General features: G+C 74.1%; 16 protein-coding genes. 9 read left to right on the plus strand and 7 right to left on the minus strand.

Annotated features, from left to right (window positions below; all coding sequences use genetic code 11):
• Window positions 1–31: 31 nt before the first annotated feature.
• A complete protein-coding gene (locus IGA62_RS25530) occupies window positions 32–364 on the minus strand; it encodes a nuclear transport factor 2 family protein (RefSeq protein WP_145818501.1) in 333 nt (110 codons plus the stop codon).
• Between the two features lie 67 nt (window positions 365–431).
• Between IGA62_RS25530 and IGA62_RS25535 the strand changes: the two genes are divergently transcribed.
• Entirely contained in the window at window positions 432–1,139 is a 708-nt protein-coding gene (locus tag IGA62_RS25535) for a TetR/AcrR family transcriptional regulator (RefSeq protein WP_145818500.1), read from the plus strand.
• A gap of 66 nt (window positions 1,140–1,205) precedes the next feature.
• On the opposite strand, the gene IGA62_RS25540 is transcribed toward IGA62_RS25535, so the two are convergent.
• The 4 genes from IGA62_RS25540 to IGA62_RS25555 all read right to left on the minus strand — a co-directional run bounded on the left by IGA62_RS25540 (window position 1,206) and on the right by IGA62_RS25555 (window position 5,048).
• On the minus strand, window positions 1,206–1,832 hold the full coding sequence (locus IGA62_RS25540; protein ID WP_145818499.1) for a response regulator transcription factor: 627 nt from the start codon (window positions 1,830–1,832) through the stop codon (window positions 1,206–1,208).
• On the minus strand, window positions 1,829–3,016 hold the full coding sequence (locus IGA62_RS25545) for a sensor histidine kinase (RefSeq protein ID WP_145818498.1): 1,188 nt from the start codon (window positions 3,014–3,016) through the stop codon (window positions 1,829–1,831). Before IGA62_RS25545 ends, IGA62_RS25540 begins: the two co-directional genes overlap by 4 nt.
• Window positions 3,017–3,025: 9 nt before the next feature.
• Window positions 3,026–3,979, minus strand: coding sequence for a hypothetical protein (locus IGA62_RS25550; protein ID WP_145818497.1), 954 nt, complete (start codon window positions 3,977–3,979; stop codon window positions 3,026–3,028).
• 82 nt (window positions 3,980–4,061) lie between these two features.
• Complete coding sequence (locus IGA62_RS25555) at window positions 4,062–5,048, minus strand: PaaX family transcriptional regulator (RefSeq protein ID WP_145818496.1); 987 nt, start codon at window positions 5,046–5,048, stop codon at window positions 4,062–4,064.
• Window positions 5,049–5,371: 323 nt separating this feature from the next.
• On the opposite strand from IGA62_RS25555, the gene IGA62_RS25560 reads away from it, so the two are divergent.
• A complete protein-coding gene (locus IGA62_RS25560) occupies window positions 5,372–6,766 on the plus strand; it encodes an RICIN domain-containing protein (RefSeq protein ID WP_145818495.1) in 1,395 nt (464 codons plus the stop codon).
• A 31-nt stretch (window positions 6,767–6,797) separates the two neighbouring features.
• On the opposite strand, the gene IGA62_RS25565 is transcribed toward IGA62_RS25560, so the two are convergent.
• Window positions 6,798–8,375: a Na+/H+ antiporter gene (locus tag IGA62_RS25565; RefSeq protein WP_145818494.1), complete on the minus strand. Its 1,578-nt coding sequence runs from the start codon at window positions 8,373–8,375 to the stop codon at window positions 6,798–6,800.
• Window positions 8,376–8,640: 265 nt separating this feature from the next.
• Between IGA62_RS25565 and IGA62_RS25570 the strand changes: the two genes are divergently transcribed.
• The 5 genes from IGA62_RS25570 (at window position 8,641) to IGA62_RS25590 (ending at window position 15,748) form a co-directional block, all read left to right on the plus strand.
• The gene (locus IGA62_RS25570; protein ID WP_186499868.1) at window positions 8,641–8,784 is read left to right on the plus strand and encodes a hypothetical protein; all 144 of its coding nucleotides are present in this window, start codon (window positions 8,641–8,643) and stop codon (window positions 8,782–8,784) included.
• A gap of 160 nt (window positions 8,785–8,944) precedes the next feature.
• Window positions 8,945–11,440 (plus strand): DUF6624 domain-containing protein, encoded by a 2,496-nt coding sequence (locus IGA62_RS25575; protein ID WP_198501116.1) that lies wholly within the window; start codon window positions 8,945–8,947, stop codon window positions 11,438–11,440.
• On the plus strand, window positions 11,437–12,615 hold the full coding sequence (locus IGA62_RS25580) for a hypothetical protein (RefSeq protein ID WP_145818493.1): 1,179 nt from the start codon (window positions 11,437–11,439) through the stop codon (window positions 12,613–12,615). The genes IGA62_RS25575 and IGA62_RS25580 overlap by 4 nt, the downstream gene beginning before the upstream one ends.
• A 2-nt stretch (window positions 12,616–12,617) precedes the next feature.
• A complete protein-coding gene (locus tag IGA62_RS25585) occupies window positions 12,618–13,910 on the plus strand; it encodes a JmjC domain-containing protein (RefSeq protein ID WP_145818492.1) in 1,293 nt (430 codons plus the stop codon).
• The gene (locus tag IGA62_RS25590; protein WP_198501117.1) at window positions 13,907–15,748 is read left to right on the plus strand and encodes an FAD/NAD(P)-binding protein; all 1,842 of its coding nucleotides are present in this window, start codon (window positions 13,907–13,909) and stop codon (window positions 15,746–15,748) included. The genes IGA62_RS25585 and IGA62_RS25590 overlap by 4 nt, the downstream gene beginning before the upstream one ends.
• 204 nt (window positions 15,749–15,952) lie before the next feature.
• Here IGA62_RS25590 and IGA62_RS25595 read toward each other — a convergent pair whose 3' ends face one another.
• Window positions 15,953–16,363: a hypothetical protein gene (locus tag IGA62_RS25595; protein WP_145818491.1), complete on the minus strand. Its 411-nt coding sequence runs from the start codon at window positions 16,361–16,363 to the stop codon at window positions 15,953–15,955.
• Window positions 16,364–16,625: 262 nt separating this feature from the next.
• Here IGA62_RS25595 and IGA62_RS25600 point away from each other — a divergent pair, with 262 nt between their 5' ends.
• Window positions 16,626–19,742, plus strand: a complete 3,117-nt coding sequence (locus tag IGA62_RS25600; RefSeq protein WP_186499867.1) for an AfsR/SARP family transcriptional regulator — start codon at window positions 16,626–16,628, stop codon at window positions 19,740–19,742.
• 89 nt (window positions 19,743–19,831) lie between these two features.
• The gene (locus tag IGA62_RS25605) at window positions 19,832–21,421 is read left to right on the plus strand and encodes a glycoside hydrolase family 64 protein (protein WP_145818489.1); all 1,590 of its coding nucleotides are present in this window, start codon (window positions 19,832–19,834) and stop codon (window positions 21,419–21,421) included.
• Window positions 21,422–21,496: the final 75 nt, after the last annotated feature.

Here is a 21,496-nt window from a genome sequence, read left to right on the forward strand (position 1 = left end):
ACGGTCGTGTCAGTGGGGAGAGCGGAGGGCGTCAGGGTGCGATCTCCAGCTGACGGATCCGGTCGCCGGCGAGCGTGAACCGCCAGGTCAGGTCGGCCGTGCCGCCCGGGAAGTTCCCCTCGATGCGGCCGTCGACCAGGAAGGCGTCCGCCCCGGCCGGCTCCACCCGACGCAGCTCGGTCGTGTACTCGTACCGCGACGCCGGACCCTCCTGCCAGGCCCGGATCTCCGACCGGCCGCGCCGGGTCTCGCTCTCGTCGACGACCACCGCGTCCTCGCTGAACAGGCCGACGACGCTCTCGACGTCGCGACGCCCACTCGCGTCGAAGTACTCCCGGATGACCTTGGGAACTGCCGTGTCCATGTCTCTCCCTCAGTTGCTAGATGCGCTACACAACTTACTGTAGCGCTACATGGGATACCATAGCGCTATGCCTCGTCGTGCGCTGGGCGGTAATGCCCGAGACCGCCTCCTCCTGGCCGCCGTCGAGCTGATGGACAGCTCCGGCGACCGTGACCTGTCGACCCGGGCGGTCTGCGAGCGCGCCGGGGTGCAGGCGCCGACGCTGTACCACCATTTCGGCAGCAAGCAGGGCCTGATCGACGCGGTGATCAACCACGGCTTCAGCCAGTACGTCCATTCCCCGCGGCCCTCCGGCGACAACCGGGACTCGCTGGGCGACATCCGCCAGGGCTGGGACGAGCATGTCCGGTTCGGGCTGGAGCATCCGAGCTTCTACGCCCTGCTCTACGGACGGGTCGAGCCCGGCCGGCCCTGCGCCATCACCGCGCCCGCCCACGCCATGCTGCGGGACCTGCTGGGCGCCGCCGCGCGCCAGGGACTGCTGCGGGTACCGATCGACGACGCGGCCGAGCAGCTCCTCGCCGCCAACGTCGGCGTCACCCTCAGCCTGATCACGCAACCCGAGGAGGCGCGCGACCCGGGCCTCTCGGACCGGGTTCGGGAAGCCGCGCTCGCCGGCGTCCTCGACACCACCGCGTGCGGCGAGTCCCCGGCGGCGACCCGCGCCAGCACCGCGCTGGCGCTGCGGACCATGCTGGAGCAGGATCCGACCGGGCTCACCGCCGGGGAGTACGCAATCCTCGGCGAGCTGCTGGACCGCCTCGGGCGCTCCTGAACCGTGCCGGTCCGGCCCGGAGCGGCACGGGTTGACGGCGGTACCGAGGCGTCCTGAACCGCGCCCTCAGACGCCGCGCGCGAACAGCGCCAGCCGTACCCGGTTGGGGCTGTTGGTCTTGGCCATCAGGCTGGTGATGTGGGTCTTGACCGTGGTGACGCCGATGTGGAGTCGCTCGGCGATCTCCGTGTTGGACAGGCCCTCGGCGACCAGGTCCAGCACGTCCTGCTCGCGGCTGGTCAGTCCGTCCACCGGGCGGGGGGTGCCGGCCTGGGCGTGCACCGCGCGCCGGACCAGGCGACGGAGCACGTCCGGGCTGAACGGGCTGTCGCCGGCGGCGGCCCGGCGGATGCCGTCCAGCAGTTCGGTGGGTGGCGCGTCCTTGAGCAGGAAACCGCAGGCCCCGGCGGTCAGGGCCGGGTAGAGGTGGTCGTCGTCCCCGAAGGTGGTCAGCACCAGGACCCGGGTGCCGGGACGGTCGGCGAGAATGCGGCTGGTCGCGGTGATCCCGTCGACGCCCGGCATACGCAGGTCCATGACGACCACGTCGGGGACGAGCCGGGCGGCGAGGGACACCGCGTCGCGGCCGTTGCCGGCCTCGCCGACCACCTCGATGTCCGGCTGGGCGTCGCAGAGCATGCGCAGGCCCGCGCGGATGAGCTGCTGGTCGTCGACCAGCAGGACGCGGATCACGCCGGCCCCGCCGGGCCGGAACCGGCGGTGGCCGGCAGGACGGTCCGCACCCGCCAACCCTCCGGTGTCGGACCGGCCTCCAGCCGACCGCCGAGGACCTCGACGCGCTCCCGCATTCCGGTGATGCCGTGGCCGCCGCCGGAGGGCAGCGCCACCGGAATCCGGGTTCTCCCGTCGTCCGACACCTCCCAGTGCACGTCCCCGTCGACCACGGCGACGGTGAGCCGGGCAACCGCGGCGGAGCCGGCATGCCGGGCCACGTTGGTCAGCGCCTCCTGGGTCAGCCGCAGCACCGCCAGTGCGCGTACCGCGTCGAGGGTTCCGATCGCCGGGTCGAGGTCGGCCTCCACGGTGACCCCGGCCTGACGGGCCCGGTCGACCGCCGCGCCCAGCGCTCCCGGCAGCGCCGCCGGTTCGATCGCGGTCAGCGCCGCGTCCCCGCGTACGCCGTCGGGGTGGCGCAGCACCGCGACCAGCCGGCGCAGGTCGGCCAGGGCCGCCGTCCCGGTGCCGTGCACGTCGTCGAACACCTCGCCCACCCGGGGGTCCAGGTCGGTCAGCACGTGCCGGGCCACCCCCACCCGCAGCACCATCGACGCCACGTGGTGCGCGACCACGTCGTGCAGCTCGCGGGCGATGGCGCTGCGCTCGTCGGCGCGGGCGGCGCGGCTCTCCGACTCGCGGCGGCGCTGTTCCTCGGCCGCCCGCTGCTGCGCCTGCCGGGTGACCTCCCGGGTGGTCCGGACGACCAGGCCGAGCAGCAGCGGTACGCCGACCTCCACCAGCAGCCCGAACACCCCGGACAGGAACCGGCGGAACGGGTCACCGAGGGAGTCGGTCAGGTCGACCACGGTCAGCAGCCCGGCGGCCAACCAGACGGTCCGGAGCCGGGGGTTTCGGACGGTCAGTTCGAGCAGGGCCCAACTGGCTCCCACCTGGTTGATCGTGATGTCGTCGACCACCTGGATGGTGACCGCCAGCAGCGCGGTCTGGAGCAGCAGGTTGACCAGGGGACGACGGTGGAACGACAGCCCGGCGGCGAACGCGGCCACCGCGAGGACCCACTGGGTCGGCGTGCCGTTGTCCGGCGTACCGAGGAGCAGGTACCCGACGTCGCTGAGGACGACCAGCGCCATCCGCACGAGCGACTCCCGTGCGTCGAAGAGCCGCCCCACCCAGTCCACCGGGCCAGCCTAGGCGGTGCGGTTCGGCGTCACGAGCGGTCGCCGGATGTGGCGGGCCGCCGGGCGGGGGCGGGCCACGACCACCCCGGCGGCGGTCACCGTCGCGGCCACCAGGGCCGCTGCGACGGCCAGGGTGAGCGCGTCCGGTCGCAGCAGCGGCTGCCCGCGCAGCGCCTGCCAGGTGACCAGCAGCGTGACCGCGCCGTACGCGCCACCGGCGACGACCAGCAACCGAGCCTGGGTACGCTCGTCCAGCCGGCCGGCGAACCGGCGCAGCAGGATCGCCAGCAGCGGCAGCGCCTGGAGGGCGTGCATCCCCACGAAGTGCCCGATCCGCAGGTCGCCGCCGGTGGTGCTCCACCCGACCAGCGGCAGCCCCGGCCCGCCGTCCGACACGCCCACACTGTGCGCCCCGGCGATGCCCTCGACGCCCGGTGCCTGCGTGGGCAGGGTCATCGGCACCGCCACCGCCATGCCGAGCAGGGTCAAGCCCAGCCCCAGGCCCACCGCGTACCGGCCGACCCGGTCGGCGATCCGCTGCCGCAGCACCACGACCCCGATGACCAGGTGTGCGGCGAACAGCACCATGATCGCCGCGCCCATCACACGCCACAGGACGGCGTTGACCAGGGTCGTCTCGTTGTAGTGGCTGGTGGTGCCGCGCAGCACCTGCCCGACGATCACCACCATCTCCACCACCCCCATCGCGACGACGACGGTGGCGGCCCGCTCCGCGACCCGGCTGCGGCGCGGCAGCAGGGAGAGCATCCAGGCCAGGGTGGTGCCGTACAGCACGAACGACACGGTGAACTTCAACGGCTTCAGCCAGATCGGCACACCGGTGAGGACCCGCTCGTCGGCGAGGACGCCGATCGCGCACCCGACGGCGAGCACCGCCATCGCCGAGACGAAGACCATCAGCGGGCGGTGCCAGTGTGCCGCCCGGCGCATCGTGGTTGTCATGCCTTCGAGGCTGCTGCGCCGGGCCCGCACTGTCGCCCGACCTCGGGCCCCGGTCGCGGCCGATGGTCGGAGGCGGCGTCTCCTACCCGGGTAGGAGACCGGACGGCGCGGTGGCGGGCACCACGGTTCCGGCGAGGATGTCGGTGGTGAGGTGGGCCCGGATGCCGGTGTGCGGGCTGCCGCCGAACCGGGCGACGACCGCGCGGACGTGCTGCTCCGCGGCGTCGGCGAGGCCGTCGTAGACGGCGGCGAACACCTCCCGGGCCGGCTCCCGGAGCCAGCCCGGGGGAAGGAGCTCGACCGGGAGCCGCGGATCGAGGGTGGGGAAGCGCCGGAAGGTGTCCATGACCTCCGTACGGGCCCGCACCGCCTCCGCGCCGCTGACCTGTCCGGCGCTGACCTGCGGCAGGAGTGGCCGCCAGCGCCGGAGGAAGGTCTCGTAGTGCCCGGCGATCGCCGCGATGTCCCAGGCGTCGAGGGGATCCCGGTTGGTGACGGTGTCGAGGTCGGCCTGCCGTCCCCGGAACACCGTGACGGTGCCGGTGACCTGGCCGAGTCGGGCCTGGTCCGGCGGGGTCAGTTCGTGCGGCGAGATCCACAGTCCGTCGTACAGCGGCGCGAAGCCCAGCCACCGGAGCTGTCCACGTAGGGCCCGCCGTTGGGTACCTCGCTCCTGGGGCAGCGAGAAGGCGATGAGGGTCCAGCACCCGTCCCACGGCTTCGGCACGGCGGTGGCGGTGAGGATCCACCTGCCACCGCTGGCCAGGTCGGCGGCGGCGGACCGGCTGAGCCGGTAGAAGGTGTGCCGGCCCTGTCGGCTGCCCTCCAGCACGCCCCGGCGGACCAGTCGGCTGATCGCGGCGCGGGCACCGGTCTGGCTCACCTGGGCTTCGGCGAGCAACGCGGCGATGGCCGCGGACGGCAGCCAGGCCAGGTCCCGCAGCGTGTAGTCGGCCAGCAGCGTCACCGCGAGCCCCTGCGGCGAGTTCCCGGCCTGCCGGCGGGGGAGTCGCACCGGGTGGTCACCGTCGTCGGGGAACATCTCCTCGATGTCGAAAGGGCTGCTCACAGGGGCGCTCCGGGGCCGGGTCGGGAACGGTGCATCGACTGTAGACGGCGGCACCGGCACCGGTCGGCCCACGCCTGCACATCATCGAGGCATCTCAATTGACACTTGTTTGACCGAGGGGGAGACTATTTGTCACACGACGTGCGCGGGGCCGGGCAGGGCAACCCCGATGTCGTCGGCCAGGACGTGTCAGTGCGGGGAACCGGGTGTACCCGTGCCAGGGCGCGCGGCCGATCCCCACTCGGCCGAGCCGAGCGCCTTCACGCTGAACGGCACACCCTGCGCGATCGCCTGATATCGGACGAGGCCCGAAGGAGCAGATCATGAGAACGATGGACGAGGCTCGCCCCGCCTCCGCCCCGGGACGCCGCTGGCGGTCCGGACCGGCCGTCGTCGCGGCGGTCGTCGCGACCGGCACGCTGATCGCGGTGAACGCCGTCCCCGCCGACGCGGCGTCGGTGGACACCGGCGCCTGGTACGTGGTGGTGAACCGCAACAGCGGCAAGGCGCTGGACGTGTACGACCAGGCGACCAGCGACGGCGCGCGGATCACGCAGTGGTCCCGGAACGACGGTGCCCATCAGCAGTGGAAGTTCGTGGACTCCGGGGGCGGCTACTACCGGATCGCGGCGCGGCATTCGGGCAAGGTCCTGGACGTGGCGAACTGGTCGACGGCCAACGGAGGGACGGTTCAGCAGTGGACCGACCACAACGGAGCGAACCAGCAGTGGCGGTTGGCCGACTCCGACGGCGGGCACGTCCGGTTGATCAACCGGAACAGCAACAAGGCGCTGGAGGTGCAGGGCGCCTCGACCGCCGACGGCGCGAACGTCGTGCAGTACGACGACTGGAACGGTGCCAACCAGCAGTGGCAACTCGTCCGCGTCGACGGTGGCACCCCACCCCCCACCACCCCACCTCCGGGCGGCGACGGATGTGGCAGGGCCCCGACGCTGCGCAACGGCACGCACCAGATCCAGAGCAACGGCAAGAGTCGGTCGTTCATCCTGCGGATGCCCGCCAACTACGACAACAACCACCGGTACCGGCTGATCTTCGCGTTTCACTGGCGGGGCGGGACCGCCAACGAGATCGACTCCGGCGGTACGAGTGGGCAGGCCTGGTCCTACTACGGTCAGTGGGAGCAGTCGGGCAACAACGCGATCCTGGTCGCGCCGCAGGGCCTCGGCAACGGCTGGGCCAACTCCGGTGGCGAGGACGTCACCTTCGTCGACGACATGCTCCGGCGGATCGAGGGCGACCTCTGCGTCAACCCGGCGCAGCGCTTCGCCACCGGCTTCAGTTGGGGCGGCGGCATGAGCTACGCCCTCGCCTGCGCCCGGCCGACCGTCTTCCGGGCCGTCGCGGTCATCGCCGGTGGGCAGATCAGCGGATGCAGCGGCGGCACCCAGCCGGTCGCGTACTTCGGCCTGCACGGCATCTCGGACAACGTGCTCACTATCGCCCAGGGACGGGCGCTGCGCGACACGTTCGTCCGCAACAACGGTTGTGCCCCGCAGAACCCGCCCGAGCCGGCGGCAGGCAGCCGGACGCACGTCACCACCGCCTACTCCGGCTGCCGGGCCGGGTACCCGGTGCAGTGGGCCGCGTTCGACAACGGGCACCTGCCCGGCCCGGTCGACGGGACGTACGCCGAGAGTGGCGTCACGACCTGGACCAAGGGTGAGATCTGGCGGTTCTTCGCGCAGTTCTCCTGACGTCGGCAGACAGACCGGCGGCGGTGCCGTCCTAGTCCGGGACCTCCGGGCCCAGCAGGCGGATCTCCTCGATGTCCAGCGCCGCCTGGAGTTCCCGGAGCACGGTGTCGTCGATCGTGTTGGTGTCGCGCAGTCGGGTGATCTCGCGCCGCTTGCGGTCGAGCACCTCCAGCCGGAGCCGACGCTCGACCTCCCGCGTCCGCGCGGAGACGTGGCCCTCCCGTTCGGCCTGGATGTCGTCGAGGTGGGCCTGGTAGTCGGCGCGCACCCGGTCGACGACGTCCGGCGCCGCGTCGAGCCGCCGCGCCACCTCGGGCAGCGCGGCGAGCCCGACCCGGGTGGCGCGGAGCCGGGCGTGGTGCACCTCGTCGGCGCGGGGCTGGTCGCCGACGAGGCCGGCCCAGCGGACCACCAGCGGCAGGGTGGTGCCCTGCACCAGCATGATCAGGACGATCACCACCACCGTGCAGAAGATGACCAGGTCGCGTTGCTGGACCGGTTCGCCGGTGGCGGCGGTCAGCGGCACCGCGAGCGCCGCGGCCAGGGAGACCGCGCCCCGGAAACCGGCCCACCCGGCCGCCGTGCGGACTCGCCAGCCCACCTCCAGTTCCCGCTGGGAACGGCGGCGGTCCACGACCCGGAGGACGCCCGTGGCCAGGTGCACCCAGGCCATCCTGGTCACGGCCACCGTGACGGCCACCACCAGCGCGATGATCAGGGCCTGCCCGACCGACGTGCTGCTCTCGTCCCGCAGGGCGCGGGGGATCTGCATCCCGAGCAGGACGAACAGCCCTCCGTTGATCAGGAACGTGGTGAGGTCCCAGAACGCGTAGGCCATCACCCGCGAGGGGGCCCGGACGATCCGGGGGCCGGCGTAGGAGAGCAGCAGGCCCGCGACGACCACGGCCAGCACCCCACTGGCGTGCACCTTCTCCGCCAGCAGGAACGCGACGAACGGGGTGAGCACGCTGAGCGCGCCCTCCCGGAGCGGGTCGTCGAGGCGTCGCCGGATCAGGACGACCACGCCGCCGACCGCCAGGCCCGCCGCGACACCGCCGAGGAACGACCCGCCGATCCGGCCGACGAGTTCCCACGCGCCGGGTACGGCACCTCCGCCGAGCAGGCCGAGCGCGACGGAGAACAGCACCAGCGCGGTGCCGTCGTTGATCAGGCTCTCCGCGCGCAGGACGGTGAGGAAACGGCGGGGCATCCGCTTGGCCAGGCCGGCGACGGCTGCGGCGTCGGTGGGCGCCAGCACCGCCCCGAGCACCCAGGCCGCCGCCGGGTCGACGCCGAGCGCCTGCGCGACCAGCGACACCGTGACCATGGTGACCCCCACCAGCACGATCGCGAGGAGCGCGATGGCGGGCAGGTTCGTCCGGATCTCGCGCAGGCTGGTGGTGAGGCTCTCCCGGTAGAGGATCGCGGGGAGGAAGAGCAGCAGCACCACGTCCGGTTCGAGCACCACGTCGGACAGGGGTGGGGCGAGGGCCAGCAGCGCGCCCATGCCGATGAGCAGCACCGGCGGCGCGACCCGGTACCGCCCACCGAGGGTGGTCCCGACCAGCACGGTGGCGCCGAGCACCCCGATCAGTACGAGACCGTCCACGTCGTCCCCTCGCCCGCCGTGCCCCGCCGCGGCCACGGGCCGCTACCGCCCGTCGCCCTCGGCGGGGCCGCCGGACCCTCCCAGTCTCCGACGCGGGTCCGTCGTCGCGCCGGAAAACGGCGGACGTCGTTTCCGCACGTCGGGGCCGGTGTACCGCCGGACGGCAGCGGGACGACAGCGCGGTGACAGCGCCGGTGGGCAGCATCTCCTCCAGTCACCGGGCCCGTCCGGAACCCCGGCGGACCCCCAACCCAGGAGGCACGTCATGAACAGTGCGGCCCGTAAGACCGCCCGATCGACCCGTTCGGCCCGGATCGGCCTCGTCGTCAGCGAGCTGGAGAAGTCGGTGCCGGCCCGGACCAAGGCCGACCCGACGTCCTGCGCGCCGGGCGCGATGTACTGCGTCTGACCCGTACCGCCGATCCGCCAGAGGGCCCGGTCGTGGTGACCGAGGCTCCCCGGATCGCCGAGCAGGAACGGGCCGTGGCCGCACCGCCGTCTGTACCGGGCAACCGGGCGGCGGCGGAGCGGCCACGGCCGCCACCGGGCGGAGACGAAGGGGGAACCGGGTGAGCGACGTGTTGTGGGAGTGGGCGCCCACCGGCGGCCCGACTGCGGCGGCCGGGGTCGGCCCGACTCCGGCAGGGACACCCCGGACGGCGGCCGAAGGAGCCGAGGAGACACCCCTGCCGCCCGTCGCGCGCCGGGTGCTGGACGCGGTCCGCGCCGGCACCGCAGGGGCCCTGTTCCCACCGGTGGCCACGGCCAGCCCGGACCGCCGGTCGTTGACCGTGACCCGCCACCTCGCCGGCGTCGACGACGCGCGCTGGTTGGCCGGCGCCCTGTCCCAGCCCCGCTTCGCGCCCCTGCTGCACCTGTGGGAACTGCTCGACCGGTGGTGCCGTCGGGCCGTCGCGGAGCACCGCGACGTGCTCGCGCCGGAGCTGTTCACGGTGACCAACGCGGCCCTGTTCGGCCCGGTCAGCGCCGAGTTCTTCGTGTCCTGCGCCGCTGGCCAGGCGCGCTACACCCGGCGACTGGCGGGCCGGGAGGCCGACCGGTGCCTCCGGTTCCTGGACATCTTCCTGCGCCGGCTCCGCCGCGACCTGGGGTCCGGCTGGCCGGAGGAGAAACGGTTCGCCGGACCGGTGGTCGCGGTGCACGCCCACGGCGAGGAGACGCACAACGGCCGGCAGCGGGTCCTGCGCCTGGACCTGGCCGGCGGCGGCGCGGTGGCGTACAAGCCCCGTCCGGCCAACGGTGAGGTGCTGTTCCTGGCACCGGGCCGGCCCGGCCGGTACGGATCGGTGTTCGACCTGCTCAACCGCCTGCCGGACACCTCCGGTCCGGTCCGGCTGCCGCTGCTGCGGTGCTGGCGCGGCCGGGGCCGGGACCGTCAGGCGTACAGCTGGCAGGAGTGGATCGGCCCGCCCGCCGAGTGGGGCGTGATCCGCCGGTCCGGGCAGCGTCGCCTGCACGGTGCCCGGCTCCCGCACCGGCACGCCGGGGACTTCTGGCACCGTGCCGGCTCGCTCACCGCGGCCTGTTTCGCGTTCGGGATCACCGACCTGTTCGAGGGCAACCTGCTCACCGGCAGCCGACCGGAGGATCCCACGCCCATGCTGTATCCGGTGGACCTGGAGGTCTACTTCTTCCCGGTCCGCCGGCTGTCCGAGACCGGGCTGGTGATGGATCCGGTCAACGGCGGGCACCACCACGTCGGCATCGAACGCCAGGCCCGGTGGTGCACCATCGCCGGCCCGTTGGAGTACCTGCGCGCCGGCCCGGGGGAGGGGTTCCGGCTGTGTCGGGCGGACCGGTCCTGGACCCGGCGCGACGCCCGCTCGGTGGTGACCGACACCCGGGGCCGGGTCGGGTACGGCGCCCACCTGACCGCCTTCCTGCGCGGCATGTTCGACGTCTGGACGCTGCTGTGCACCGAGCGGGCCCGGATCAGCCGGTTCGTCCAGCGCCGCTGCCGGGACAACCTCGTCCGGGTCCTGGCCCGCCCGACCGTGGACTACCTGGACGCGGTCCGCCACCGCCGCTACTCCGGCGGCGGTGCCGACCCCCGCCCCGGCGACCCGACCATCCGGTACGGCACGGGGGAGCTGGCCCAGCTACGCGAGCTGGACGTGCCCTACTTCGTCCGGCCGGCCGCCGGTGGTCCGCTCCGGCGGCTCGGGCCACCGTCGTCGCGGCTGCGGACCCTGCCGGCCGGGACCCGGCTCGGACCGGACCGCCGCCCGTCCCCGTCCGCCGAGGTGCGCGCCGGTGCCGGACTCGACCTGGTCGGCCTCGGCGTGGCCATCCGGGACGCGGTCGAGTACGTCCACCCGGACCTGCCGGCGACCGTCCTCGACGACCGCGAGCGCGGCGTCAGCGTGCGACTCACCGACGCCCAGCGCGGCGAGGCCAGCTTCGACTGGCCCGAACTGGGCCACCGGGTCACCTACGTGTGGACCGACGAGGTGGTACGGCTCCGCCTCGACCCCCTGCCGTCCCCTCCGGTCGACGACCCGGACCCGGACGGACCGGACTGGGCCGGGGTGCGGCGGCAGCTGCTGCGCATCCACCGGCTCGACGCGGCGCTCCGGTCCCGGCTGGTGTCCGGGCCCGCCGACCCGGTGGACACGCGGCGGCTGGAGACGCTCACCGACGCCGCCGTGGACTGGCTGGACGAGGTGGTGCGGGCACACGGCTGGCCGACCCGCACCCGGGTCGGCCCGACCGCGTCCGAGGCGGCCAGCCGGCTCGTCCAGCACGCCCGGCTCCCGGTCACCCGGCACCGGGCCTACCTCCGGCTGGTCCGCGCCGCCGCCGACCGGGGTGAGGTGCCCCGGCGGCAGGTCGCGTACCTCACCGACGCGTTGCGGGTCCGCCAGGGGCGCCCGCAGGTGTTCGGCACCAAGTTCGTCAACGAGGGTGGTGTGCTCATGCCATATCCGATCGAGTCCCCGGGATCGGTCGACCAGCGGCGCAGAGAGGCCCGGCTGGAACCGCTGAGCCGGTACGCGCACCGGCTGCGCCGACGCTTCCCGCTGACCGGGGCGGAGCAGCCGTGACCGGCGACCCCTGGGCCGTCCTGGTCGACCGGCACTGGACCGTCGCCCCGGCGGTGGTGCCGGCCCCGCCGCCGCTCACCGTCGGGGAGGCGTACCGGCTGATCGCCAAGGCGAGCGTCCCGTTCCGCGCCGGCACCCGGTTCCACGTCCTGCCCGACGTCCACTTCGACACCGCCGCGGGCCGGATCCGTGCCCCCGGGCACCTGCTGCCCGGCACCGCCGACGCGGATCCGGACGCCTATCGGGAGCGGCTCGGTGCCGAACTCGCCGGGCAGGGCTGGCTGCTCGCCGTGGACCAGCCGCTGTTCGCGGACTTCGCGTCGTGGGCGCGGGTGCGGGACCGCGTCACCGCGCTCTGGCGGCGGGTCGGCTTCCCGGTCGTGCCCGTCGGGGCGGAGCTGGTCTTCGGTGACGGCGTGACCCGCGCCGACGCCCTGGCCCGGGACTCGCACCACGCGGTGCTGGCCTGGGTGCTGCGCGGTCGGCTGCGGGTCGACGCGCACGGCGGGCCGACCCTGCGGGTGGGGCCGGGGGAGGCGGGGTACTGGCCGGCCGGTCTCCGCTGGACCGAGACGGTCGCCGACGACTGCCTCGCCCTGCTGCTACGGGTCCCGGGCGACGCCCGGCTGCCGGTCGACGCGGTGCACCGCACCGTGGTCGAGCTGGCCGCCGAGAGCCCGGCGGCCGAGGACACGGTGCCGTACCTGCCGCTGCCGGATCCCGCCGGCCCGGTCGCGGTGGCCGACCCGCTGGCCCGCGCCACCACCGCCGTACGTCAGCTCAGCACCGCCACGGACCTGACCCGCACCCTGCGGGTCCGCTGGGCGGCGCGGGTCAGCGCCGGTGGCCTCGAACCGGTGCCGGCTCCCCGGGACCCGGCGCGGCTGGCCGCCGGGCAGTGGGTGTGCCGCACCGCCGAGGTCGTCCGGATGCCCGACGGGCGGTCCCGGTGGATCTGGGCGGCCAACGGCCACGCGTTCACCGTGCAGGGGGCGGCCGGACGGCTGCTGCGCCGGCTGCGTCCCGACGTCCCGGTCCGGGTCGACGACCTGTGCGGGACGGACGAGGACGGCCGGCCCGACGCCGGGGCGCTCGGGTTGCTGACCACCCTGCACCGGCTCCGGGCCGTCGAGGTGACCGACGGGCCGGAACCGCCGGCCGGAAAGGAGGGATGACGATGTCCGAACTCGCCGTCGAGCAGGCCGGGTTGGACTGGTCGACGTTCGTGTCGACCTACTGGGACCGGCGGCCGGTGCTGTACCGGGCGCTGCCGGAGCCACCGTTCACGCCGGCCGACACGTTCCACGCCGCCGTCCGGGCAGCGGGGCCGGCCCGGGGTGGGCGGCTGTTCACCGCGAACCTCCAGTTCACCGTCGAGCGGTTGCAGCAGACCGAGCCGGCCGACCGGTTGCCGACCGGGGACGACGGGTCGTTCGACGGCTACCAGCGGCGCGTCGCCGACCTGCTTGACGGCCGCCGGTACGCCCTGATCATGAACTGCTTCCACGCCTTCGACTTCCCGCTGTGGGACCGGCAACGGGTCTTCTTCGCCGAACTGTGGCGACGGGTCGGGGTGCCCTACGTCAGCGCGATCACCACCCTGTTCCACGGCACGTACGAACACAGCCCGGTGGGCGTGCACCGGGACCGCTACGCGACGTTCATGTACGTACTGCGCGGTCGGAAGCGGATGCGGTTCTGGGCCCGACGGCCGTGGCACGACCCGGTGACGACGGTCCTGGACTACCAGCCGTACCTGGCGGACTCGTTCGCCGTCGAGGTGGGCCCCGGCGACCTGCTGTACTGGCCGGCCAGCTACTACCACGTCGGGGAGAGTGCCGGTGTCGAGCCGGCCACCAGCGTCAACGTCGGCGTACCCCGGGAGGTTTCCGGCGCGGTCGCGGTGCCGGACCTGTTCGGCGACCTCGACCCCCTGCGGGTCGGTGACCCGACCGCCGCCGTCGACCAGCTCGACCCGGTCGTCGCCGGGGTGTTCGCCCCCGGTCCGGGACCGGACGGGCGGCTGCCCGCCGGGCTGCCGGCCGCCCTGCGCCAGGCGACCGACGGGTTGCGCGCCTCCGCCCGGGACGGCCGGCTGCGCGACCGGGGCACCGAGCTGTCCCTGCGGCTGTGGACCGCCGGCGGGTTCCGACCGGCCCCGCCGCCGGCCCCGACGACCCCGCTCGACGACGACACGCGGCTGCGGGTACGCCCCGAGTCCCCGCCGCGCTGGGCGCCCGCCAGGGCCGGAACGATGATCGGCGCGAACGGTCACACCACGCGGACCGCCCTCCGACCAGCCGGTGTACGGCGGCTGCTGGTCGCCCTGGCGGACGGCCCGCCGGCCCGCGTCGGTGACCTCGTCGACGACGTCGACGCGCCCCGGAAGGACGTCCGCGACCTGCTGGAGCTGCTGGTGGGCTTCCGTGCCCTCCAGGTCGCCGCACCCGGTGCCCGGGACGGCCGGTGACGCCACCGCCCCGGGAACCCGTGACGGTGGCGGTCGTCGGCGCCGGGCCGCGCGCGGTCGGGCTGCTGGAACGCCTCGCCGCCAACCGGGCGGAACTGCTCGGCACCCGCCCGCTCGACGTCCACCTGGTCGACCCCTACCCGCCCGGCCCGGGACGGATCTGGCGGACCGGCCAGTCCCCACTGCTCACCCTGAACACCGCGGCCGGGAACGTCACCCTGTTCACCGACGGGAGCGTGACCTGCGACGGCCCGCCCCACCCCGGGCCGACCCTGGCCGAGTGGGCGCGGGTGCTGGCCACGAGCTTCCCCAGCCGGGACACCCAGGGCCGCTACCTGGAGTGGTGCTACCGGCAGGCGGTCGACCGGCTCGGCCCGGACGCCCGGGTGCGGTCGCACCGCACCCGCGCCCGCGCGCTGCACGGCGACCGGATCGGCCGGCAGCGGCTGTACCTGGACGGACGGGCCGAGCCCCTGCCCGCCGACGTGGTGGTCCTCGCCCTCGGGCACCTCGACGCCGTACCCGACGCCGAGCAGGTCGTGCTGGGCGACGTCGCCGCCCGGCACGACCTGACCTACCTGCCGCCGGGCAGTCCCGCCGAGGCCGACCTCTCCGTGCTGCGGCCCGGCGAGCCGGTCCTGGTCCGGGGCCTCGGACTCACCTTCCTCGACCTGATGCTGCTGGTCACCGAGGGGCGTGGTGGCGAGTTCCGCACCGACCGGTCCGGCAGGCTGCGCTACCAGGCGACCGGCCGCGAGCCGCGCCTGCTGGTGGGCTCCCGGCGCGGCATGCCCCACCTGGCGAAGTTCGGCTATCCGCCGGCCGGCACGCCGCCCCCGCTGCCCCGGTTCCTCGACGCCGCCGCGCTGGCGGTCGGAACCAGACCGCTGCACTTCCGGCAGGCGGTGTGGCCGTTGCTGGCCAAGGAGATCGGCTGGGGCTACTACCACCGGCTCTTCACCGACCACCCGGACCGTACCGCCCTGGGCCTACCCGAGTTCGCCAAGCGGTACGCCACCCTCGACTGGTACTCCCCGCAGCGGGTGGCACTGCTCCGCCGGGCTGTGCCGGACCGCCGCGACGCGCTGGACACCGACCGGCTCGACCGGCCGCTGCGCGGGGTGCGGTGCCGGACGCTGGCCGACCTCCAGCCGTACGTGCGGCACCGGCTCGGCCACGCGGCCCGCCGTCGCGCCGACCCCCGGCACAGCGCCGACCTCGGCGCGCTGGCCGCCGTGGTGTCCGCCTGGGGGCAGGTGGACGCGCTCGCCTCGGCGGGCCGGCTCACCGCCGGGTCGGTCCGTGCCGACGTGCACGGCTGGCTGCCCGGCTTCTTCAGCCATCTCGCCGGTGGGCCACCGGGGTACCGGCTCGACCAGCTCCGGGCCCTGGCCGCCGCCCGGGTGGTCTCGTTCCTCGGCGAAGACACCTGGGTGCGTCCGGACCGGGCCGGTCGGGCCTTCCGGGCCGGCAGCGCCAGCCTGGCCGAGACGGTCACCGCGCGGGCCCTGGTCGAGGCGCGGCTGCCGACACCGACGCCGGACCGGCTCACCGACCCGCTGCTGCGTTCCCTGTACGCCGCCGGGGACCTGGTGGCCGAGGTCCGGGACTGCGGCGGGGAACCGGTCCCGACCGGGCGGCTGCGGGTACGAGCAGCGGACGCCCGGATCATCGACCACACCGGTGACCCGCACCCGTGCCGGTTCGCCCTCGGCCCGTACACCGACGCGGGGCACGCCATGGCGTTCGCCCCGCCCCGGGTGAACGCCCCGACCTTCCGGCAGAACGACGCGGCCGCCCGGGCGATCCTGCGTCACCTGGCGTCCCGGCACTGCTGACCGGAGTCGCCCGCTCCCGCGTCCGGAGTCGCCCGCTCCCGCCTGAGGTGCCTGCAGGGGCCCCCTCCTCCTCAAAAAGCGGTAACAGGGGTCCCCTGCTACCAGCGGGGCGGGGCGCCGGACCGAGCCGCGCCTGCCGGCGGGCGTCGACGCCACCGGCCTCCACCCCGATCGGGGTGGAGGCCGGTGTCCGGCGGTCGGCCGTCACATGGTGATGCAGTCCCGGCCCTGCAGGGTCGGCCCGGGGGTCCACAGCTCGCCGCAGGTCAGCGAGCCCGGCGGTGCGTACCAGGAGCCGGGCCGCCAGTCGAACATGATGAACCCGTTCGGGTTGACCGTGCCCCGCTGACTGCGGTAGTCGACCCCGGCCGGTCCGTTGAAGACGTGTGCGTCCACGTTGTACAGGGTGTGGCCGCAGATGTTCTGGACCATGACCCAGTACACCGTCTGGCCGCTGCGGCCCACCGTGGTCCGTACGCAGCCGTTGTCGAGCACCTGGGCCGGGTTGTCCGACCCGGCGTCGGTCCTCGGAGCGGCACCGGCCGGGGCGGCGACGAGGGCGAGCGCGAGTGCGGCGACGAGGCCCGCGAACGCCGTCCTGAGCGGTCTGAACATGCTTCCTCCTTCGGTTGCGGGCGGCTGCCCGACGCCAGGGACGCTATGGACGGCCGCTGTCGGTCCGGTGTCGCCGTGATGTCACGGGCCTGTCGGAGGGTCGTGCTACGGTCACGTTCGGTCGATGAGATGGGGCGTTTCGGGCAGCGCGGCGGCCCCGTCCCGGCCGGACGGCACCAGGACCAGGGGGCGGGGCGCAGGCGGACACGTCACGGACGAGCCGGGCAGCCGGAAGCGGAGACACCTCGGACGGGAGCGGTCAGTGGACTGGGACTTCGCGGTGCTGGGCACGTTGCGCGTCAGCCACCTCGACCGGACGGTTCCCGTCCCGGCCAACCGGCAGCGGGCGTTGCTGGCCACGCTGCTGCTCAACCGCGGCGAGACGGTCAGCGTGCCGGCGCTGGTGGACCGGATCTGGGGCGAGCGGGTGCCGGAGAACGCCAAGGCCTCGCTGCACTCCCTGGTCCGTCGACTGCGCCGGACCCTCACCGTCGGCGCCGGCCGCGACGAGCTGATCGAGACCAGGGCCAACGGCTACGTCGTCACCGTGCCACCGGAGCGGATCGACCTCGGGCGGTTCGACGCGCTCCGGGCCGCCGCGTCCAGCAGCGACGATCCCGGGCGCCGGGCTGAGTTGCTACGCGCGGCGCTGGCCCTGTGGCGCGGCGAGCCGCTGGCCGACGTCGACTCGGAGGTGCTGCACCGGCAGGACGTGCCGGCCCTGACCGAGCGGTGGGCCCAGGCGACGGAGGAGTACTTCGACGCCGAGCTGGCCCGGGGCAACCACACCGAGATCATCCCGGAGCTGCGCCGGGCGACCCGGCGCAGCCCGTTGCGCGAGCGCCTGTGGGCGCAGCTCATGCTCGCCCTGTACCGCAGCGACCGGCAGGCGGAGGCGCTCGACTCCTACCGGGCGCTGGCGGCGACCCTCGCCGAGGAACTCGGCCTCGATCCGGGTCCGGCCCTTGTGGACCTGCGCACCCGCATCCTGCGGGCCGACCCGGCGCTGCGCTGGCGACCACCGTCCGGCGGCCCGGCCCCGGTGACCGCTCCGGCCTCCGTCGCCCCCGCTTCCGTGCCTCCCGCCCCCGTGACCCCCACGGCGCCGATGTTCCAGCTACCGGCCGACCCCGGTGAGCTGTACGGCCGCGGCGGCACGGTGGACCGCATGCGCCAGTTCGTCGCGGACGCGGCGGCGACGGGCCGACTGCCGCTGCTGGCCGTCTCCGGCGCGCCCGGGGTCGGCAAGACCGCGCTGGCGATCCACGTCGGACACCGGATGCGCGACCTGTTCCCGGACGGCCAGTGGTACGTCCGGCTGCGCGGACAGCAGCCCGACCCGGCTCGGCCGGCGGAGGTGCTGGCCGAGATGCTCACCTACACCGGTGTCCGGGGTGCTGCCGTCCCCGGTGCCCCGGATGCCCGCGCCGCCGCCCTGCGTGCCGCGCTCGCCGGACGGCGGGTGCTCGTCGTCCTGGACGACGCCGCGTCTGCGGAGCAGGTCGAGCCGCTCCTGCCCGGCACGGCGAGCTGCGCGGTGATCGTGACCAGTCGCAACACCCTCGACGGGCTGGTGGCCCTGCACGGTGGTCGGGCGGTCAACCTCGACCCGCTCACCCCGACCGACGCCGTCGACCTGCTGCTGGCGATCTTCCGGGAGCACCGGATCGACGTCGCCCGGGAGACCGTCGAGGAACTCGCCCGCCTCTGCGGTCATGTGCCCCTCGCGCTGCGTATCGCCGGGGCCAACCTGGCCACCGGCAGCCCGGCCGACGCGGCCGACTACGTCCGCCGGCTGCGTGACGGGGACCGGCTCGACGGCCTGTCGGTGCCCGGCGACCCCCGGGTCGCGCTGCGGGCGGCGATCACACCGTCCTACCGCCGTCTCGGCGAGCGGGAACGGCTCGCGTTGCGGCTCCTGGCGATCTCTCCGGCCGACTGCTTCACCCTGGCCGACCTGACTGCCCTGCTGGACGTGTCCCCGACCGAGGCGGACGCGGTGCTGCGGACGCTGACCGCGTCGCACCTGGTGCGTCCCAGCCACCCCGACCGGTTCGTCATCCACGACCTGATCCGCCTGTACGCGGCGGAGCTGTCCGACCGCGAGGACCCGGCCGACCAGCGCGCCGCCGCCCTGACCCGGCTGTTCACCCGCTACCTGGTCACCGCCGACCGGTTGGCCCGCCGGCACCACCCCCGGATGGCCTTCCTGCCCTGGCCGGAGGGGCTACCACCGGTCGCCGAGGTCCCGGACGCTCCCGAGTCGCCGCAGTGGTTCTGTTTCGAGTACGCCAACATCCTGGCCGCGATCCGGCACGCCGCCCGGTACGGCCCGCCCCGCTTCGCCTGGCACCTGGCCGACCGGATGCGCGGCTACCTCCAGGAGAACGGGGCGCACGGCGAGTGGCGGGTGAGCGCCGAAGCGGGCCTGGCCCAGGCCCGCCAGGAGGGCGACGACGAGGGCATCGCGGCCATGGAGTCGAGCTTGGCGACGCTGAGCGCCAGCCGTGCCGACTACGCCGACGCGCGCCGCCGCTACTCGACCGCGCTGGCCGTCCAGGTGCGGCGGGGCAACCGGGCGGGACAGGCCGCCATCCTCAACAACCTGGGCATCGTGCACCGGGAGGAGGGCGACCTCGCCGGGGCCGGCGACTGCTACGCCGACGCGTTGCGGATCTACCACGACCTGGGCAACCGCCACGCCGAGCTGAGCACCCTCAGCAATCTCGGGGTGGTCCAGCTGGAACTGGACCAGGTGTCCGCGGCGATCCGGTCCCAGCAGACCGCGTTGGTCGGCTTCCAGGCGATCAGCGCCGGCCGGCCGACCAACGACGTGGCCAACGTGCTGCACAACCTCGCCGTCGGGCTCCGTGCCCTGGGCCGTCCGAGCCTGGCGGTGGTCCACCTGACGCGGGCGGTGGCGATCCGGCGGCAGCTCGACAACCCGTACGGGATGGCGAACGACCTCGACCAGCTCGCCGGCGCCTACGTCGACCTCGGCTACCACGCCAAGGCCCTCCGCCTGGTCGAGGAGTGCCTGGCCATCGCCCGACGGATCGGGCGCCGCCGGGTCGAGGCGGAGGCCCTGACCACCCTCGGCACTGTCGAGCTCGGGATGCGCGGTCCGGCGGCGGCGATCGCCCGTCACCAGGAGGCCCTGCGACTCAGCCAGGAGATCCGGTACCGCCGGGGCGAGATCTGTGCCCACACCGGCCTGGCGGTGGCCTACCAGGCGGCGGACCGGACCGTACGGTCGCACCGGCACTGCGACCTCGCCGCGCAGCTCGCCCGGGACGCCCAGCACCACCTGCTGGCCCGCCAGGCGCGGGAGGCGCTCGGCTGCGTCGAGGAGGACGGGACCCTGTCGGAGGCTTGCTGACCCGACGTTAAGTATTGACAAAGTTTGTTTCCAGTTGCAGCCTGTGAGAGCGCTCTCTCAATCGTTTCCCCCACGTCTGAGGTGGTCCTATGAGCGTTCGACGACACCTGTTCGCCATCGTCTCCGCCCTCCTCGTCACCGTGGCGGCGACCATCTACGCGACGCCCGCGCAGGCGGTCGGGCCAGCGCTGCTGCCCGTCACGGTCACCAACAGCACCGGCCGGGGCGAGGCGGTGCACCTGTACGTCATCGGCACCCAGCTCTCCAGCGGCCGGCTCGGCTACGTCACCGCGGGCGGCACGTTCGTACCGTGGACCGGCGGCCAGATCCCCCCGTCCCCGGCGCCGGACGCCTCGATCCCGGGCCCCGGCAACGGGGGCCGCACCACCATCCAGTTCCCGCGCGGCTTCTCCGGACGGGTCTACTTCTCCTTCGGCGAGAAGCTGAAGTTCTTCCTCACCCCGGACGGCCTGGTGCAACCCGCCCCCTGGGCGGCCGGCGACGCGAACCGGGACATCCTGTTCGACTGGAGCGAGTTCACCTACAACGACGCCGGGCTCTGGTTGAACAGCTCCCAGGTGGACATGTTCGCCGTGCCGCACGCGGTCACCGTCACCGGCGCCAGTGGCGTCACCAAGCGGACCGGTGACGTCGTCGCGGGTGGCCGCGCCGCCGTCATCGACGGGATCCGGGCGCAGGCCGGCTGGGGGAACTCCGTGTACACCCGGTCGGACGGCACCGTGCTGCGGGTCCTGGCCCCGGGCAAGGCCGCGGGTGCCGGCCTGTTCAGCCCCACCTACCTGGACTCGTACATCGCGGCGGCGTGGAACGCCTACACCACGAAGACGTTGACCGTGGTGCCCTTCGGCGACCAGCCGACCGTCCGCTACTTCGGCCGGACCTCGGGCACCACGATGACCTTCACCAACGGCGCCGGCCAGGTGGTGGCCTCCTTCCAGCGGCCCTCGTCGGCCAGCGTCTGGGGCTGCGACGGCCAGCTGCACGCCCCCAACGACCAGGTCGTCGGCCCGATCGCCCGGACGCTCTGCGCGGCCCTCAACCGGGGGACCCTCGGCACCATCGACACCCAGCCCAGTCTCAACCCGGCCGAGTTCTACCGCAGCAACCCCACCAACCAGTACGCCCGGCTGATCCACGCCAACATGGTCGACGGCAAGGCGTACGCGTTCGCCTTCGACGACGTCGGCGGCTTCGAGTCCCTGGTGCACGACGGCGACCCGCGCGCCGCCGGCCTGGTCCTCAGCCCGTTCGGCGGGGGCGGTGGCACGCCGCCCACCGGCGTGCCGCTGGTGAGCAACTGGAACAACAAGTGCATCGACGTGCCCAGCTCGAACTTCGTCGACCGCGCGCCGCTACAGATGTGGACCTGCAACGGCACCAACGCCCAGAAGTGGACGCTCAGCGGCGGGGCGGTGCGGAGCCAGAACAACAAGTGCATCGACGTCGACGGCGGCGCGACCGGCAACGGCGCGGTCATCCAGCTCTACACCTGCAACGGCACCGGGGCGCAGCAGTTCACCCTCACCGCCACCGGTGACCTGGTCAACCTTCAGGCCAACAGGTGCGTGGACATCAAGGACTGGAACAGCGGCGACGGCGCGCGGTTGCAGCTCTGGGACTGCGCCGGCACCGCCAACCAGAAGTGGCGCACCGGCTGATCCACCGTCCGTGCCCGACACCCCGATCCGCTCCTGCCGGCGGCGGGTTCCCACCCGCCGCCGGACACCTCCGAA

Origin of the sequence: Micromonospora sagamiensis (genome assembly GCF_014680085.1) — a bacterium.
GTDB classification, from domain to species: domain Bacteria; phylum Actinomycetota; class Actinomycetes; order Mycobacteriales; family Micromonosporaceae; genus Micromonospora; species Micromonospora inyonensis.

Coding starts and splice junctions, on each gene's coding strand:
- IGA62_RS25530 (WP_145818501.1), bottom strand. CDS start 364: ATGGACACGGCAGTTCCCAAGGTCATCCGGGAGTACTTCGACGCGAGT.
- IGA62_RS25535 (WP_145818500.1), top strand. CDS start 432: ATGCCTCGTCGTGCGCTGGGCGGTAATGCCCGAGACCGCCTCCTCCTG.
- IGA62_RS25550 (WP_145818497.1), bottom strand. CDS start 3,979: ATGACAACCACGATGCGCCGGGCGGCACACTGGCACCGCCCGCTGATG.
- IGA62_RS25560 (WP_145818495.1), top strand. CDS start 5,372: ATGAGAACGATGGACGAGGCTCGCCCCGCCTCCGCCCCGGGACGCCGC.
- IGA62_RS25570 (WP_186499868.1), top strand. CDS start 8,641: ATGAACAGTGCGGCCCGTAAGACCGCCCGATCGACCCGTTCGGCCCGG.
- IGA62_RS25585 (WP_145818492.1), top strand. CDS start 12,618: ATGTCCGAACTCGCCGTCGAGCAGGCCGGGTTGGACTGGTCGACGTTC.
- IGA62_RS25595 (WP_145818491.1), bottom strand. CDS start 16,363: ATGTTCAGACCGCTCAGGACGGCGTTCGCGGGCCTCGTCGCCGCACTC.
- IGA62_RS25605 (WP_145818489.1), top strand. CDS start 19,832: ATGAGCGTTCGACGACACCTGTTCGCCATCGTCTCCGCCCTCCTCGTC.